13 protein-coding genes are annotated in these 15,630 nt (G+C 70.8%); 5 read left to right on the forward strand and 8 right to left on the reverse strand.

Annotated elements, in window-relative coordinates; translation table 11 throughout:
* Positions 1–69 precede the first annotated feature (69 nt).
* Together PGH47_RS28650 and PGH47_RS28655 are read left to right on the forward strand one after the other, a co-directional pair.
* Positions 70–279, forward strand: coding sequence for a helix-turn-helix domain-containing protein (locus PGH47_RS28650; RefSeq protein ID WP_107902895.1), 210 nt, complete (start codon positions 70–72; stop codon positions 277–279).
* Positions 279–866, forward strand: coding sequence for a Clp protease N-terminal domain-containing protein (locus PGH47_RS28655; protein ID WP_271665785.1), 588 nt, complete (start codon positions 279–281; stop codon positions 864–866). Before PGH47_RS28650 ends, PGH47_RS28655 begins: the two co-directional genes overlap by 1 nt.
* 252 nt (positions 867–1,118) lie before the next feature.
* Here PGH47_RS28655 and PGH47_RS28660 read toward each other — a convergent pair whose 3' ends face one another.
* A complete protein-coding gene (locus PGH47_RS28660; RefSeq protein ID WP_271665786.1) occupies positions 1,119–2,180 on the reverse strand; it encodes a PadR family transcriptional regulator in 1,062 nt (353 codons plus the stop codon).
* 1 nt (position 2,181) lies between these two features.
* The gene (locus tag PGH47_RS28665; RefSeq protein WP_125529202.1) at positions 2,182–3,159 is read right to left on the reverse strand and encodes a DUF4097 family beta strand repeat-containing protein; all 978 of its coding nucleotides are present in this window, start codon (positions 3,157–3,159) and stop codon (positions 2,182–2,184) included.
* 244 nt (positions 3,160–3,403) lie between these two features.
* Between PGH47_RS28665 and PGH47_RS28670 the strand changes: the two genes are divergently transcribed.
* Positions 3,404–4,249, forward strand: a complete 846-nt coding sequence (locus PGH47_RS28670; protein WP_271665787.1) for a hypothetical protein — start codon at positions 3,404–3,406, stop codon at positions 4,247–4,249.
* A 61-nt stretch (positions 4,250–4,310) separates the two neighbouring features.
* Here PGH47_RS28670 and PGH47_RS28675 read toward each other — a convergent pair whose 3' ends face one another.
* The 6 genes from PGH47_RS28675 to PGH47_RS28700 form a co-directional block, all read right to left on the reverse strand.
* Positions 4,311–4,493 carry a DUF6104 family protein gene (locus PGH47_RS28675; protein ID WP_030952558.1) on the reverse strand — a complete coding sequence of 61 codons (183 nt, stop codon included), beginning with the start codon at positions 4,491–4,493 and terminating at the stop codon, positions 4,311–4,313.
* 34 nt (positions 4,494–4,527) lie between these two features.
* Positions 4,528–4,860, reverse strand: coding sequence for a CU044_2847 family protein (locus PGH47_RS28680; protein ID WP_271665788.1), 333 nt, complete (start codon positions 4,858–4,860; stop codon positions 4,528–4,530).
* Positions 4,861–5,033: 173 nt separating this feature from the next.
* Positions 5,034–8,840: a multifunctional oxoglutarate decarboxylase/oxoglutarate dehydrogenase thiamine pyrophosphate-binding subunit/dihydrolipoyllysine-residue succinyltransferase subunit gene (locus tag PGH47_RS28685; RefSeq protein ID WP_271665789.1), complete on the reverse strand. Its 3,807-nt coding sequence runs from the start codon at positions 8,838–8,840 to the stop codon at positions 5,034–5,036.
* 280 nt (positions 8,841–9,120) lie between these two features.
* A complete protein-coding gene (locus PGH47_RS28690; RefSeq protein WP_126903016.1) occupies positions 9,121–10,227 on the reverse strand; it encodes a HAMP domain-containing sensor histidine kinase in 1,107 nt (368 codons plus the stop codon).
* Complete coding sequence (locus tag PGH47_RS28695) at positions 10,224–10,961, reverse strand: response regulator transcription factor (protein ID WP_030956984.1); 738 nt, start codon at positions 10,959–10,961, stop codon at positions 10,224–10,226. Before PGH47_RS28695 ends, PGH47_RS28690 begins: the two co-directional genes overlap by 4 nt.
* 132 nt (positions 10,962–11,093) lie before the next feature.
* On the reverse strand, positions 11,094–11,771 hold the full coding sequence (locus PGH47_RS28700; RefSeq protein ID WP_271665790.1) for a spermidine synthase: 678 nt from the start codon (positions 11,769–11,771) through the stop codon (positions 11,094–11,096).
* 330 nt (positions 11,772–12,101) lie between these two features.
* Between PGH47_RS28700 and PGH47_RS28705 the strand changes: the two genes are divergently transcribed.
* The gene (locus PGH47_RS28705; RefSeq protein ID WP_443048547.1) at positions 12,102–12,953 is read left to right on the forward strand and encodes a rhomboid-like protein; all 852 of its coding nucleotides are present in this window, start codon (positions 12,102–12,104) and stop codon (positions 12,951–12,953) included.
* Positions 12,954–13,173: 220 nt separating this feature from the next.
* Complete coding sequence (lon, locus tag PGH47_RS28710; protein WP_271665791.1) at positions 13,174–15,588, forward strand: endopeptidase La; 2,415 nt, start codon at positions 13,174–13,176, stop codon at positions 15,586–15,588.
* Positions 15,589–15,630 lie beyond the last annotated feature (42 nt).

Consider the following 15,630-nt stretch of genomic DNA (forward strand, 5'->3'; position numbering starts at 1 on the left):
CCCCGGGCCCGCCGTTCCATTTGTCAACTAGGGTTGACGGTGACCGGTGTGTCAACCTAAATTGACATCATGACCGAAGCAACAGATCTCGCCGAGCGGGCGGGAGATCGCGATCCGCGGATCGGACTGCGGGCCGTCGCGGCGCTGCGCCGGCTGCTGGAGCAGTTGGAGGCGGTCCAGGTGCGCAGTGCGCGCAACCAGGGGTGGTCGTGGCAGGAGATCGCCGCGGAACTCGGGATCAGCAGGCAGGCCGTGCACAAGAAGTACGGGAGGCGTTGATGTTCGAGCGGTTCACGAAGGATGCCCGTGCCGTGGTGACGGGCGCGGTGGAGCAGGCCGAGAGGGGCGGGGCGCCGGCCGTCGACGCCGAGCACATGCTGCTCGCGCTGCTCGACAAGGAGGGAGGCCGTGCCTCGTTCGCGCTCGCCGCGCTCGGGGGCGGCCAGTGGCTGGAATCCGTACGGGACGCACTGGGCGAGGCCCGGCGGCGGGGCGGTCTGTCGCAGGCCGAGGCCGAGGCGCTCGCCGGGCTGGGGATCGATGTCGGGGAGATCGTGGCCCGGGTGGAGGAAGTGCACGGGGTCGGGGCGATGTCCGGCGACCGGGTGGGACCAGGGGCTGACACTGGGGCGGGCAAGGGTTCGCGGTCGAGGCATCGGCCGTTCGGCCGGGATGCGAAGGACGTTCTGGTACGGGCCCTGCGGGTGGCCACGTCCCGCCGCGACCGGCACATCGGCGACGAACACATCCTGCTGGCCCTCACGACTCGCCCCGGCGTGCCGGCAGAGGTGCTCGCCGATCACGGGGTGACGTATGAGGCGGTCGTGCGGGTGCTGTACGGCGGGGGAGAGGCCAAGGCCGGGTGAGTGACGGGCGGGGCGGGCTGCCCCTGCGGGGCGGCTTGACGTGGTTGGCCTTGGCCTCGGACTCGGACTGATACGGGCGGTGCGGGCTGCGGGCGGGTGCGGGTTGTGGGTGGTTGCTCGCGCAGTTCCCCGCGCCCCTTGAGGGCGTGCAGCTGACGCCCATTCAGGGGCGCGGGGAACTGCGCGACCAGCCCCCACGCACCCGCACCCGCACGGCCCCCGCAGTCGCGGTCGTGCCGCCCGGCGTCGGTGTCACGGCTTCGGTGTGCGCAGCAGCGCTCCGATGTGGGCCGCCGCCGTCGACAAGTGGCGCCGGGCGTCGCGGAGTTGGTCTCCCGTCACACCGTGGTCCCGTGCCGCGTCGCGGATGTCGTCGCGGAAGCGGTCGAGCAGGCGGTCCAGATCGCGGGCCGGGTCGCCGCTGGGCGGCTCATGGGCCCAGGTGGGCTCGTAGTCGGCGGGGAAGTCCTCAGGCGTCTCGGAGTACTCGGGCCGCTGCTGCGCCGACTTGGGAGCGCCCTGTGCGCCGCCCTGCCGGCCGAAGCCGAACTCCTTGCCGAACTCCCTGCCGTAGTCCTTGCCGAAGTCGCCGAACTCCTTGGCCAGTTCCGTCAGGCCCTCCCGCACACCCGTCGGCCAGTCGCCCCGCGCGAAGTGGTCCTGGACGTGTTCCTGGACCCGGCGGGCGATGCGCTGGACCTCCTCCTGGGCCTGGGCCCGGGCGTGGTCCTGTGCCTCCTTGGCCTGGCGCCGGGCGCGCTGGGCCTCGTCGCGGGCACGCCGGCTCTCGTCCTTGGCACGGCGGGCCTGCTCCTTCCACTCCTGCTTGGCCCGGCGCATCTCCTCCTTGGCGGCGCGCCACGCCTCCTTGTCCGTGAAGTCGGAGAAGTCTCCGAAGGGTGTCTCCGCCTTGGCGCCGTTCCCCTTGCGGGCCTCGGAGGCCGCCGCCCGCACCTCGCGCCGCAGGTCGCCCGCCGCGCCACGCACATCGGCCTGGATCTCGGCGGCCAGTTCGGCGACCGACTCCCTGATCTCCAGCTCAAGGTCGGCCAACTCGCCGCTGCGGTCGGCCAGCTCGGCGCGGCCCGCGTCCGTGATGGCGTACACCTTGCGGCCGCCCTCGCTGGTGTGGGTGACCAGACCCTCGGCCTCCAGCTTGGCCAGGCGGGGGTAGACGGTGCCGGCCGACGGTGCGTACAGCCCCTGGAAGCGCTCCTCGAGGAGGCGGATCACCTCGTAGCCGTGGCGCGGGGCCTCGTCCAGCAGCTTCAGCAGATAGAGACGGAGGCGGCCGTGGGCGAAGACGGGAGGCATGTCAGAGCACCTTCTTGTCGGTCGTGCCGTCGGCCGGGGCGCCGGTTTCCTCGTCGCCCCCGCCGGAGACGGAATTGTCCCCCGAGCTGTGCCGGGTGCCGTTCACCGGGTCGGCCGTCGGGTCCGCGGCGGCCTCCGGGTCCTCCCACGCCTCCGCCTCCCACGGCTCCTCCTCGCGCGGCGGGCGGCGCAGCAGGGCGATCGAGCCGGAGACCGTCGTCGCCCGGAGCTTGCCGGTGCCGTCGCCCAGGCGGCCGGTGATCTTGTGGGCGCCCCACTGGCCGTGCACCCGCAGGCCCTCGAAGGCGTTGGAGATCGTGCCGCTGGCGGTGTTGGCCTCGACGTCGGCGTCCGCCGGGGCCGGCAGACGGATGGCGATCTCGCCGGAGACGCTGGTCAGCCGGACGTCGGTCGGGCCGCCCGGGTCGAGGTCGATGATCATGGAACCGCTCACCGAGTCGGCCTTCACGGCGGAACCGGATCCCTCGACGACCGTGAGATCGCCGGAGACGGAGTTGAAGCGGAGGTCGCCGGTGACCGCCTGTGCCTCCAGGTTCCCCGAGACGGTGTCCGCGCGGACCTGGCCGGACAGACCGACGAGGGTCGTGTCACCGGTGACCCCCTTGACGACCGACGGGCCGCGGATCCCGGAGACCACCGCTCCGGCGCCCACCACGCCCACCTCGACGCGGGTATCGGCCGGCACCGCCAGGGAGACCACCGCGCTGCGGCGCCAGCCCTTGCGGTCGAGCCACTTGAGGAAGCCCTTCCAGGGCAGGTCCTCGTAGGCCACCGTCAGGGTGCCGTCCTGCTGGGTCACCACCAGGGGCGGCCCCTCGATCTCGGAGACCTCCAGACGGGCGGAACCTTCGTCCGTCCCCACGACGTTCACCGTTCCGTTGACGATGCGCACGTGGAGCTCGCTCACCGGCTCGTCGAAGGTGAGCTTCCTGCGCTCTGCTACGGACCACTCGGGCATGGTGCGGACCTCCTGGGCGACCGGACACGGCCGCACGGGCCGGATCTGACACGAAGACAAGACGGAGACGCGAACCGCGACGAGTCACGGCACACGACCTACCACGCCGCATGACGACTCACGACGACACGCGCCATATCGCGTCTTCCAAGAAACACGATATATCGCGGACGTCGAAAGTCAAGGCACTCGTTCTGGTGATCACAAATCACGCGAGGTGGACAAAGCGGCCTAGCGTGTTGTCATGTCGACGGAACAGCCCCGGTCCACCGGCCAGGCCCGCCCCGCCCCAGGCGCCCTGCTGATCTGCCGCGCCGGACCAGAGTCCGTCGCCCCCGTCGCCCGGCTGCTGCGCGAGGACATGCTGCTCGCCCCGGCCGGCGACGAGTGGAGCGTGCTCGTGCCCGAGGGCGGCCCCTGGCTGGACGGCGACGAGCCCGTGGACCGCGTCCTCACCGGCTGGGCCACCGCTCTCGCCGTCGGCGCACCCTGGCCCGTCCTCGCCCTGTGGTGGGACGCCGACCGCGCCGGCTACACCCTCGCCTCGGGCTTCCGCCGCCCCGTCGGCTACATCTGGCTCGCCAACGGCACCCCGGCCGGCGAGGACGAGGCCATGCACACTTTCGCCGCCCGCCTCGGCCTCGACCCGGTCCTGGACGTGCAGTCCCTCGACGGACTGACCCGCCCCGACTCCGCGGCCGACGCACGGGCACGCATGCGTGGCCTGATCGCCGTCCTCACGCGCGCGGGCGTCACCCTGCCCGAAGGACTCGTCCCCGGCGAGGGCACCGAGGCCCTCCAGGCCGCCGCCCGCGACCAGCCGCACATCCGCCTGATCGAGTGGTCGGGCTGGCGCGATGCCGTCCGCGCGGAACTGGACGCCGTGGAAGGCAGCCGCCTCGGCCCCTGGCTTCCCTGGGCCGGCGGCCCCAAATCCCGCCCCCTGGCCCTGGCCCAGGTCGTGGTGGGCCTGCCCCTCGCGGTCTGGGCCCTGCGGCACCGCAGCGCCGGCTGGGCCGCGGCGGGCGCGGTACTGCTGGTCGACGGCGCGCTGGGGCTGGCGTACAGCGTGGTGCGACCCCTGGACTGAGGGCCGTACGAAAACAAAAAGGGCGCCCCGAATCGGGGCGCCCGGGCGGAGGACCGCGCTGCTACACGTCGTCGTCCTCGTCGTCCAGCCGCGCCAGCCACGTCGCCAGCCGCTCCACCGGCACCTCGAAGTCCGGGTTCAGGTCGACGAAGGTGCGCAGCTGCTCGGCCAGCCACTCGAAGGAGACCTCCTCCTCGCCGCGCCGCTTCTCCAGTTCTTCGATGCCTCGATCGGTGAAGTACATGCAGCGAGGATAAGTCCTGCCCACCGGCACGTGCTCACGCCCCGGAGTCCTTCGCCGTCCAGCCCAGCTTGACCACGATGTGCCCTTCGACGCCCGCCTTCGTCAGTACCGCTCCGGCGCTGGCGTTGAGCTTCACGCCGAACTCCAGCTCCACCGTGCTGGGCCGGGCCGCCTGGAAGGTGCGCAGGGTCGTCTCGGCGGCCCGTCGGATGGGGGCGAGGGCCTCCTCCAGGGAGACCGTGGCCTCGTGCATACGGTTGCCGACGCGGGAGGCGCGGACCATGCCGGGCTCGTCGTCCTCGACCTCGACGACCAACCGACCCTCGCCCTCGTCGTCGTCCATGGCGATCCGCAGCAGTTCGGCCATCGTTCCCCCGTTGCGTCGCGACCCGCCCGGCGGCCGGTCGGTCCGTGCGTCCGTACCTCTCAATTTACCGGTGTGGCGGGGGAGTTGACCGGGAACGCCGGAAGGCCCGGCCCCCAGTCGCGTGGACTGGGCACCGGGCCTTCCGAACGGATCGCCGCGGAGCACGCGGAGGCTTACGCCTCGAACACCTCGCGCACCAACTGCTCCTGCTCCGCCTGGTGGCGCTTGGCCGAGCCGACCGCCGGGGACGAGCCGTGCGGGCGGGAGATCCGCCGCAGACGCTCGCCGTGCGGGACGTCGGCGCCGACCGCCAGGTCCAGGTGGTCGATCAGGTTGAGCGCGATGAACGGCCAGGCACCCTGGTTCGCCGGCTCCTCCTGGGCCCACAGGTACTTCTCGGCGTTCGGGTACTTGGCGATCTCGGCCTGGAGCTCGGCACCCGGCAGCGGGTACAGGCGCTCGATCCGGATGATCGCCGTGTCCGTGATGCCGCGCTTGACCCGCTCGGCCTCCAGGTCGTAGTACAGCTTGCCCGCGACGAAGACGACCTTGCGGACCGCGGCCGGGTCCACCGACGCGTCGCCGATGACCGGGCGGAACTGACCCGACGTGAACTCCTCCGTCTTCGACGCGGCGGCCTTGAGGCGCAGCATCGACTTCGGGGTGAAGACCACCAGCGGCTTGTGGTGCGGGTTGTGCACCTGCCACCGCAGGAGGTGGAAGTAGTTCGACGGCAGGGTCGGCATCGCGACCGTCATGTTGTTCTGCGCGCACAGCTGGAGGAAGCGCTCGACTCGGGCCGAGGAGTGGTCCGGTCCCTGGCCCTCGTAGCCGTGGGGGAGCAGCAGGGTGACGCCGGACGTCTGGCCCCACTTCTGCTCCGCCGCCGAGATGTACTCGTCGACCACGGTCTGCGCGCCGTTGACGAAGTCGCCGAACTGCGCCTCCCACATCACGAGCGCGTCGGGGCGGGCCAGCGAGTAGCCGTACTCGAAGCCCATGACCGCGTACTCGGAGAGCAGGGAGTTGTAGACGTTGTAGCGGGCCTGGTCCTCGGCGAGGTACTGGAGCGGGGTGTGCTCCTCGCCGGTCTCCCGGTTGATGAGGACCGCGTGCCGCTGGCCGAAGGTGCCTCGCTGCGAGTCCTGGCCGGAGAGGCGGACCGGGGTGCCCTCCAGGAGGAGGGAGCCGACGGCCAGCGTCTCGCCCATGCCCCAGTCGATCGTCCCGTCCTCGACCATCGTCGCCCGGCGCTGGAGCTGCGGCAGCAGACGCGGGTGGACGTGGAAGGTGTCGGGGATGTTGACCTGGGACTCGGCGATCCGCTTCACGGTCTCCGAGGAGATCGCGGTGCTCACGGCGACCGGGAACTCCGCCTGCGGGTCCGAGACGGGACCGGCGGCCGGCTGGGCCGTGACGGCCTCGCGGACCTCGGTGAAGACCTTCTCCAGCTGGCCCTGGTAGTCCTGGAGCGCCTGCTCGGCCTCTTCCAGGGTGATGTCGCCGCGACCGATGAGGGACTCGGTGTAGAGCTTGCGCACCGAGCGCTTCTTGTCGATCAGGTCGTACATCAGCGGCTGGGTGAAGGCCGGGTTGTCCGACTCGTTGTGACCGCGGCGGCGGTAGCAGATGAGGTCGATCACCACGTCCTTGTTGAACGCCTGACGGAACTCGAAGGCGAGCCGCGCGACGCGGACCACGGCCTCCGGGTCGTCGCCGTTCACGTGGAAGATCGGGGCCTCGATCATGCGGGCCACGTCGGTGGCGTACATGGAGGAGCGCGAGGACTCGGGCGCCGCCGTGAAGCCGACCTGGTTGTTGATGACGATGTGGACCGTGCCGCCGGTGCGGTAGCCCCGCAGCTGCGACATGTTCAGGGTCTCGGCCACCACGCCCTGGCCCGCGAAGGCCGCGTCGCCGTGCAGGGCGACGGGCAGGACGGTGAAGTCCGTGCCGCCCTTGTTGATGATGTCCTGCTTGGCGCGGGCGATGCCCTCGATGACCGGGTCGACCGTCTCCAGGTGGGAGGGGTTCGCGGCCAGCGAGACGTTGATCTGCTCGCCGTCCAGGCCCGTGAAGGTGCCCTCGGCGCCCAGGTGGTACTTCACGTCGCCGGAGCCGTGCATCGACTTCGGGTCGAGGTTGCCCTCGAACTCGCGGAAGATCTGGGCGTACGACTTGCCGACGATGTTGGCGAGGACGTTCAGGCGGCCGCGGTGGGCCATGCCGATGACGACCTCGTCCAGGCGGGACTCGGCGGCCGAGTCCAGCACCGCGTCGAGCAGCGGGATGACGGACTCGCCGCCCTCCAGGGAGAAGCGCTTCTGGCCGACGTACTTCGTCTGCAGGAAGGTCTCGAAGGCCTCCGCGGCGTTCAGCCGGCGCAGGATGCGCAGTTGCTCCTCGCGCTCCGGCTTGGTGTGCGGGCGCTCGATGCGGTCCTGGATCCACTTGCGCTGCTTGGGGTCCTGGATGTGCATGAACTCGATGCCGGTGGTGCGGCAGTACGAGTCGCGCAGGACACCGAGGATGTCGCGCAGCTTCATCAGGGACTTGCCGGAGAAGCCGCCGACCGCGAACTCGCGCTCCAGGTCCCACAGGGTGAGGCCGTGCTCGGTGATGTCGAGGTCGGGGTGCTTGCGCTGGCGGTACTCCAGCGGGTCGGTGTCGGCCATGACGTGGCCGCGGACCCGGTAGGAGTGGATCAGCTCGAAGACGCGGGCGGCCTTCGTGACGTCGTCGTCGTGGCTGGCGTCGATGTCCTTGAGCCAGCGGACCGGCTCGTAGGGGATGCGCAGCGCCTCGAAGATCTCGTCGTAGAAGTTGCCCTCGCCGAGCAGGAAGTTCGCGACGACCCGCAGGAACTCGCCGGACGCGGCGCCCTGGATGACCCGGTGGTCGTAGGTCGACGTGAGCGTCATGACCTTCGAGATGCCGAGCTTGTTCAGGGTGTCCTGGGAGGTGCCCTGGAACTCCGCCGGGTAGTCCATGGAGCCGACGCCCATGATGACCGACTGGCCGGGCATCAGACGCGGGACGGAGTGGACGGTGCCGAGGCCGCCGGGGTTGGTCAGGGAGACCGTGACGCCGGTGAAGTCGTCCATGCCGAGCTTGCCGTCGCGGGCGCGGCGGACGATGTCCTCGTAGGCCTGCCAGAACTCGAAGAAGTTCAGGGTCTCGGCCTTCTTGATGCCCGCGACCACGAGCTGGCGGTCGCCGTTGGGCTTGACCAGGTCGATGGCGAGGCCGAAGTTGATGTGCTCCGGCTTGACCAGGGTCGGCTTGCCGTCCTTCTCCGCGAAGGAGTAGTTCATCGACGGCATGGCCTTGATGGCCTGCACCATCGCGTAGCCGATCAGGTGCGTGAAGGAGATCTTCCCGCCCCGGGCGCGCTTCAGGTGGTTGTTGATGACGATGCGGTTGTCGAACAGCAGCTTCACCGGGACCGCGCGCACGGACGTGGCCGTGGGCACCTCCAGCGAGGCGTTCATGTTCTTCGCGACCGCGGCGGCCGGGCCGCGCAGCGTGACGAGCTCGGGGCCCTCTGCAGAGGCGGCGGCGGGCTCGGCCTTCTTCGGCTGAGCGGGCTTCGCGGCCGGAGCGGGTGCGGCGGGCTTCGCCGGAGCGGCGGCAGCGGCCGGGGCCTGCGCGGCGGGCGCGGGCTGCGCGGCCGCGGGGGCCGGCGCGGGCACCGACGGGGCGGCCGGAGCAGCCGGGGCGGCGGGCGCGGGCTTGGGGGCCGTGGTGGTGTCTGCGGCCCCCGCGGCCGCAGTACCCGCCGGCGCCGCGGCGCCGGCGCCGGGCTTGTAGTCGGCGAAGAAGTCCCACCAGGCTCGGTCTACCGAATTCGGGTCCTGGAGGTACTGCTGATAGATCTCGTCGACGAGCCACTCGTTCGGACCGAACGCGGCCGCGGGGTTCTTGCCCGCTTGGTCGGTGTCGGTCGAGATGCTCGAGTTACTGGGGGACTGTGGCGACACGGCGGCAACCGCCCTCTTCCGCTTCACAAGGTGATGGACAGCGGGAATAAAGGCTACGCCCCCATGGCCGGGAAGGTCAGGTCGAGCAAGGTCATCGTCGCGTAAGTCACATCAGAAAGCGTGTTTCGGGCCCGGAAATGGCGGGAAACAAGCGTGGTTCCGCTTCAGAAGGGATGGGGGCACCGAGACCCGGCGCACCGAAAGCGCAGGTCTGGACCTGATCACACGTGTCCGTCAGGCAGGACGACGTGGATCTTGAGACTCCGCTTCGAACTTTACGTCAACTTTGAACGGAAGGCTGCCCTGGAAGTGTGACAAGAATCCGGCAGCCCCGATCGGATTCGGCCACACCGATCCCGCCTCCGTGCAGATCCACGGCCCAGCGCGCGATGGCCAGCCCGAGCCCCGTGCCGCCGTCGCTGCCCGGCCCGTGCGGCCGGCGCACCGCGCCCCGGTTGAAGCGCTCGAAGACCTTGTGCCACTCCGACTTCGGGATGCCCGGACCCTCGTCCAGGACCTCCAGCTCCAGCGACTCCGGGAGCGGCCCGCGCCGCGCCTTCACCGTCACGCGGCCGTGCGGCGGGCTGTGCTTGATCGCGTTGTCGATGAGATTGGCGACGACCTGGTGGATGCGCTCTGGGTCGGCGTGCGCGGTCAGCTCCGGCGGGGAGACGTCGAGGTGCAGATGGACGTCCGTACGGGTGTGGCTGCCGGAGCCGGAGGCCATGCCACCGCGCGCGGAGGCGACCATGTTGGCCTCCTTCAGAACGCCGGACAGGTACGGCCAGACCTCGAAGCGCCGCATGCGCAGCGGTACGACGCCGTTGTCCAGGCGGGACAGGTCCAGCAGCGTCTCCACGAGCCGGCCCAGGCGCTCGGTCTGCTTCAGGGCCGTGCGCATGGTCTCGGGGTCGGCCGGGGCGATGCCGTCGACGACGTTCTCCAGGACGGCCCGCAGTCCCGCGATGGGGGTGCGCAGCTCGTGCGAGACGTTCGCCACCAGCTCCTTGCGCTGCTGGTCCTGGGCCTCCAGCTCGTCGGCCATCAGGTTGATCGTCTCGGCCAGGTCGCCCAGCTCGTCCCGGCGGTTCTCCTTCACCCGGCGGGTGTAGTCGCCCTGCGAGATGGACCGGGCCACCGTGTTCATCTCGTCCAGCGGCGCGGTGAGCGAATGGGCCACGAACTGCGTAATGAGCAGTGTGGCGATCATCGAGAAGACCGTGATGAAGCGGAGCTCCGTCTGCGTGCGCACCGCGATCATCGACAGTCCTGTCGTGATCAGCACCGCGATGACTACAAGAGCGCCCAGCTTGGTCTTGATCGAGAACGGACTGACGCCGCCCCAGGGTTCCCCGGGGCTTCTCCGCGCGGCCGGCCCGTCGCTCATGGCGTCGGTGTCTCCAGGGCGTAGCCCACACCGTGCACCGTGCGGATCCGCTCGGCGCCGATCTTCCGGCGCAGCGCCTTGATGTGGCTGTCGACCGTGCGGGTGCCGGAGGCGTCCGCCCAGTCCCAGACCTCGGCGAGCAGCTGCTCGCGCGAGAGGACCGCGCGCGGCGTGTTCGCCAGGCACACCAGCAGGTCGAACTCGGTCGGCGTGAGGTGGACGTCCTCGCTGCGCACCCGCACGCGCCGCTGCGCGTGGTCGATCTCCAGCTCGCCGAGCCGCAGGATGCCCGACCGCGGGGTGGTGGCGGCCAGCGCGGCCCGCTCGACGCGGCGCAGCAGTACGTGCACGCGTGCCGCCAGCTCGCGCATCGAGAACGGCTTGGTCATGTAGTCGTCGGCGCCCACGCCGAGCCCGACCAGCATGTCGGTCTCGTCGTCACGCGCGGTCAGCATCATCACCGGGACCGGCCGCTGGGCCTGCACGCGACGGCAGACCTCCAGACCGTCGAAGCCCGGCAGCATGATGTCGAGGATCAGCAGGTCGGGCTGCCATGCCTCGGCCGTGTCGACCGCCGCCGGACCGTCTCCGGCCGTCTGTACAAGGAATCCCTCGGCACGCAGGCGGGCCGCGATGGCGTCCACGATGGTCGGATCGTCCTCGACCACGAGAACCCGGCGCTGCGCGCCCGGGGTCGCCGCCGTGCCGTTGTGGGAGGTGTGTGTCTGCTCCATCGCCCGCCCCAAAGTTGCTTTCCGGAATCCGTGGGGTGATCCCGCTGACTGGCTATGCCTGCTCATGCTTGCGATTGACGCTTGAATGATCCGCGTCAGGGAAGCAGAGTACGGGGAGTCACCGCGCCACGGCTATCCAGGTCGTACGGCGAGGTGTACGACGTCCGGAACGCCCCGGGCAACGGGGATCTCTTCGGTACGCACCTGTTGGAATCCGGCATTACGCAAGGTTTCTTCGAATTCCGGAGAGGGTTGTGCGGACCATACCGCGAGTACCCCTCCCGGCCTCAACACCCGTGTGCAGGCGGCGAGTCCGTCCGGTGAGTAGAGGCTTTCGTTGCCCTCGGTGACCGTCCATCCGGGGCCGTTGTCGATGTCGAGACACAGTGCGTCATACGTGTCGGAAGTCTCATGTACGTACCCCACGAGATCCGTTTCCAGAATCTCGGTGCGAGGGTCGGCGACGGCGCGGGCGGAGAAGTCCGCCAAGGGGCCGTCGAGATGCCAGCCGATAATCGCGCTCTCGCGCTCGACGACGGCGATCCGTCCCGGGCGGCGATCGGCGGCGGCGTGTGCGAGCGAGAAGCCGACGCCGAGTCCGCCGATCAGCAGGTGCGGTGCCGGCCGTCCGTCCAGCGCGTCGAGTGCGGCGTCGACCAGCAGCCGCTCCGAACGGCCGTCGGAAGTGTCCATGAGGAAGCAGCCGTTGGCGATGATCTGAAGCAGTTCGCCGTGCCGCCGCAGCACGATCTCGCCGTGCGGGCCCTCGCGGCGATCCAGGACTTCGGGGATGTCGTACGAAGTGGGCATCCGGCCATCCTCGCAGCTCAACTCGGGCCGCCCCAGAGAAATACCGCAGCGGGCGGGCCCGACCGCAGCGGAACACGGGGGCCTCGGGCGACCTCGGGGAGTACCGCGGGGCGCTCCGGGTTGACGCGGACCATGGGCGTGCGGGGGAGGGAGCCTCGACCTGCTCGGCGCCGGGGCGGTTCCGGTGGCGTGCGTCTGTGCGGGCGCGTCTGGTGAGGACGCGAGAGTTTCTTGAGAGGTTGCTGAGAATCGGCTGTCGTGTGGCGAGGGTCACAGACATGGGGGGCGAGGCGGGCCAACGCTGAGGGGAAACGGAAGGAGCGCCTCAGCGTGGAACGGACTGTGGCGGCGGGTGCGACGGGGCCGGCCCCGGAGCGGGCTCCTTCGAGTGAGGCCGGCCGTACCGGTGACGCGGTTCTTCCCGATGTGGCGGGGCTGCTCGACGGGATGCCGCAGCAGCGGGTGCCGGTGGGTGCGTCCGCCGTGTCCTCCCCGGCGCCGGGCCTTGCAGGGGCCGGCGCGGGCGTACGTGAGATCGCGGCGCCGCGGGCCGGAATCCTCGCCCTCCGCCCCTGGCGTCTGCTCCCCACCCCCACCGGTACACCGTTCACCTTCGCCTACGCCGTCGTCCTGACGGCGACCTCACTGATAGCCGCGTACGCCGACCCCGCCCTGGTCCACGCCCTCCACCAGGGCTCCAGCACCGACGTGGCGCACCTCGTGCACACGCCCCTGACGGTGCTGCTCGCCAGTGGGCTCTGGACAGCCGGCGGGATCGTGACGCCGTACACGATCTGCTTCCTGCTGGTGCTCACCGCGCTGGAGCGGCGCATCGGCGGTGCCCGCACGGCCGTCGTCTTCCTGCTCGGGCACGTCCTGGCCACCCTCGTGACCGAGGTGCCGGTCGGGCTCGCGGTGCTCGCCGGGCACCTTCCCGACAGCTCGCTGCACCGCCTCGACTACGGCGTCAGCTTCGGCGTCGCGACGAGCATCGGTGCGCTGACCGGGCTGCTCAGGCCGTGGCTGCGGTGGCCGGTGCTGGCGCTGTTCGGCGCGCTGCTGGTCCAGGACCTGCTCGGCCTCACCGATCCGCTGACCAACTGGGGGCATCTGATCGCCCTGGTCATCGGGGTCGGGCTGTGGCCGCTCGTGCGGCGCTGGCGCGCGGCCTCCGCGCACTGACCCTTCCGCATCCCGCACGCTCTGGTTCTTCCGCAGCCTCCACGCGCCGGCCCGTCCGGGTGTCCGGAAGCTCTGGGCCCTGTCGGGCGTTCACCTACAAAAGCCGAGGTCACGGCCTGTGCAGTAGCTGATCGCTCACAGCGAACGGAGGCCGGGGAACATTCGAGCCGCCCCAAGCATTGAGTCGGCATAACTCAACTTGACTGCCGAAGGGGAGATCATGGCTTCGACGTCCACTTCGCTCACCCTGCCCGTGCTGCCGCTCGACGACGAGGTAGTGCTGCCCGGAATGGTGGTCCCTCTGGACTTGAACGACGCCGATGTACGCGCCGCGGTGGAGGCCGCCCAGGCCGCCGCCCGCTCCACACCCGGAAAGCCCCGGGTGCTGCTGGTGCCACGCATCGACGGGACGTACCCGGGCACCGGTGTGCTCGGAACCGTCGAACAGGTCGGCCGGCTGGCCGACGGCGACCCGGGCGCCCTGATCCGCGGTCGTGGCAGGGTGCGCATCGGCGCCGGGACGAACGGACCGGGTGCCGCCCTGTGGGTCGAGGGGACGCGCATCGACGAGAGCGTGCCCGAGCCGCTGCCCGGACAGGTCGGCGAACTGGTGAAGGAGTACAAGGCCCTCGCCACCGCCTGGCTGCGCAAGCGCGGCGCCTGGCAGGTGGTGGACCGTGTGCAGGCCATCGACGACGTCTCCCAGCTCGCCGACAACTCCGGCTACTCGCCGTTCCTGACCACCGAGCAGAAGATCGAGCTGCTGGAGACCGCCGACCCGGTCGCCCGCCTCAAGCTCGCCACCCAGCAGTTGCGCGACCACCTCGCCGAGCAGGACGTCGCCGAGACCATCGCCAAGGACGTCCAGGAGGGCGTCGACAAGCAGCAGCGCGAGTTCCTGCTGCGCCGCCAGCTCGAAGCGGTCCGCAAGGAGCTGCGCGAGCTCAACGGCGAACAGGACGGCGAGGAGTCCGACGACTACCGCGCCCGCGTGGAGGCCGCCGACCTGCCGGAGAACGTCCGCGAGGCGGCGCTCAAGGAGGTCGACAAGCTGGAGCGGTCCAGCGACCAGTCCCCCGAGGGCTCCTGGATCCGCACTTGGCTGGACACCGTCCTCGAACTGCCGTGGAACGAACGGACCGAGGACGCCTACGACATCCAGGGCGCCAAGGGCGTGCTGGACGCCGAGCACGCCGGCCTGGAGGACGTGAAGGAGCGGATCACCGAGTACCTGGCGGTGCGCAAGCGGCGCAGCGACCGCGGCCTGGGTGTCGTCGGCGGCCGGCGCGGCGGTGCCGTGCTGGCGCTGGTCGGCCCGCCCGGCGTCGGCAAGACCTCGCTCGGCGAGTCCGTCGCGCACGCGATGGGACGCAAGTTCGTCCGGGTCGCCCTCGGCGGCGTCCGGGACGAGGCGGAGATCCGCGGCCACCGGCGTACGTACGTCGGCGCGCTGCCCGGCCGGATCGTCCGGGCCGTCAAGGAGGCCGGTTCGATGAACCCGGTGGTCCTCCTCGACGAGATCGACAAGGTGGGCTCCGACTTCCGCGGCGACCCCGCGGCGGCCCTCCTGGAGGTCCTGGACCCGGCCCAGAACCACACGTTCCGCGACCACTACCTGGAAGTCGAACTCGACCTGAGCGACGTGGTGTTCCTGGCGACGGCGAACGTCCTGGAGGCCATCCCCGAGGCGCTCCTGGACCGGATGGAACTGGTCCGCCTCGACGGCTACACCGAGGACGAGAAGATCGTCATCGCCCGTGACCACCTGCTCCCGCGCCAGCTGGAGCGGGCCGGCCTGAACAAGGACGAGGTCGCCATCGGCGACGACGCCCTGCGCAGGCTCGCCGGCGAGTACACGCGCGAGGCGGGTGTCCGTAACCTGGAGCGCTCCATCGCACGGCTGTTGCGCAAGGTGGCCGCCGAGCACGAACTGGGCGACCGGAAGCTGCCGTTCACGATCGGCCAGGACGATCTGCGCGCGCTGATCGGCCGGCCGCACCACGTGCCCGAGTCCGCCCAGGACCCGGCGGAGCGCCGCACCGCGGTGCCCGGCGTGGCGACCGGTCTCGCGGTCACCGGTGCGGGTGGTGACGTGCTGTTCGTGGAGGCGTCGCTGGCCGACCCGGAGACGGGCGCGGCGGGGCTGACCCTGACGGGCCAGCTGGGTGACGTGATGAAGGAGAGCGCACAGATCGCCCTGTCCTTCCTGCGCTCGCACGGCGCCGAACTGGAACTGCCGGTCGCCGACCTCAAGGACCGGGGCGTGCACATCCACTTCCCGGCGGGCGCGGTGCCGAAGGACGGTCCGAGCGCCGGCGTCACGATGACGACGGCACTGGCGTCGCTGCTCTCGGGCCGTCTGGTCCGCACGGACGTGGCGATGACGGGCGAGGTCTCGCTGACCGGCCGGGTCCTGCCGATCGGCGGCGTGAAGCAGAAGCTGCTCGCGGCGCACCGCGCGGGCGTCACGACGGTCGTGATCCCGAAGCGCAACGAGCCCGACCTGGACGACGTCCCGGCCGAGGTGCTGGACAAGCTCGACGTCCACGCCGTGACCGACGTCCGCCAGGTCCTGGAACTGGCCCTGGCGCCGGCCACCAACGGCGCCGCCCCCGAGGTTCCGGTCGCGGCGTGACGGACGTGATCGGACAGGCAAGGCCCGGGTCCCGTGAGGGAG

Source organism: Streptomyces sp. HUAS 31 (genome assembly GCF_028198125.1).
In the GTDB taxonomy this organism is placed as follows: domain Bacteria; phylum Actinomycetota; class Actinomycetes; order Streptomycetales; family Streptomycetaceae; genus Streptomyces; species Streptomyces chartreusis.

Coding starts and splice junctions, on each gene's coding strand:
- PGH47_RS28650 (WP_107902895.1), top strand. CDS start 70: ATGACCGAAGCAACAGATCTCGCCGAGCGGGCGGGAGATCGCGATCCG.
- PGH47_RS28695 (WP_030956984.1), bottom strand. CDS start 10,961: ATGGAGCAGACACACACCTCCCACAACGGCACGGCGGCGACCCCGGGC.
- PGH47_RS28665 (WP_125529202.1), bottom strand. CDS start 3,159: ATGCCCGAGTGGTCCGTAGCAGAGCGCAGGAAGCTCACCTTCGACGAG.
- PGH47_RS28660 (WP_271665786.1), bottom strand. CDS start 2,180: ATGCCTCCCGTCTTCGCCCACGGCCGCCTCCGTCTCTATCTGCTGAAG.
- PGH47_RS28700 (WP_271665790.1), bottom strand. CDS start 11,771: ATGCCCACTTCGTACGACATCCCCGAAGTCCTGGATCGCCGCGAGGGC.
- PGH47_RS28680 (WP_271665788.1), bottom strand. CDS start 4,860: ATGGCCGAACTGCTGCGGATCGCCATGGACGACGACGAGGGCGAGGGT.
- PGH47_RS28655 (WP_271665785.1), top strand. CDS start 279: ATGTTCGAGCGGTTCACGAAGGATGCCCGTGCCGTGGTGACGGGCGCG.
- PGH47_RS28690 (WP_126903016.1), bottom strand. CDS start 10,227: ATGAGCGACGGGCCGGCCGCGCGGAGAAGCCCCGGGGAACCCTGGGGC.
- lon (WP_271665791.1), top strand. CDS start 13,174: ATGGCTTCGACGTCCACTTCGCTCACCCTGCCCGTGCTGCCGCTCGAC.
- PGH47_RS28670 (WP_271665787.1), top strand. CDS start 3,404: ATGTCGACGGAACAGCCCCGGTCCACCGGCCAGGCCCGCCCCGCCCCA.
- PGH47_RS28675 (WP_030952558.1), bottom strand. CDS start 4,493: ATGTACTTCACCGATCGAGGCATCGAAGAACTGGAGAAGCGGCGCGGC.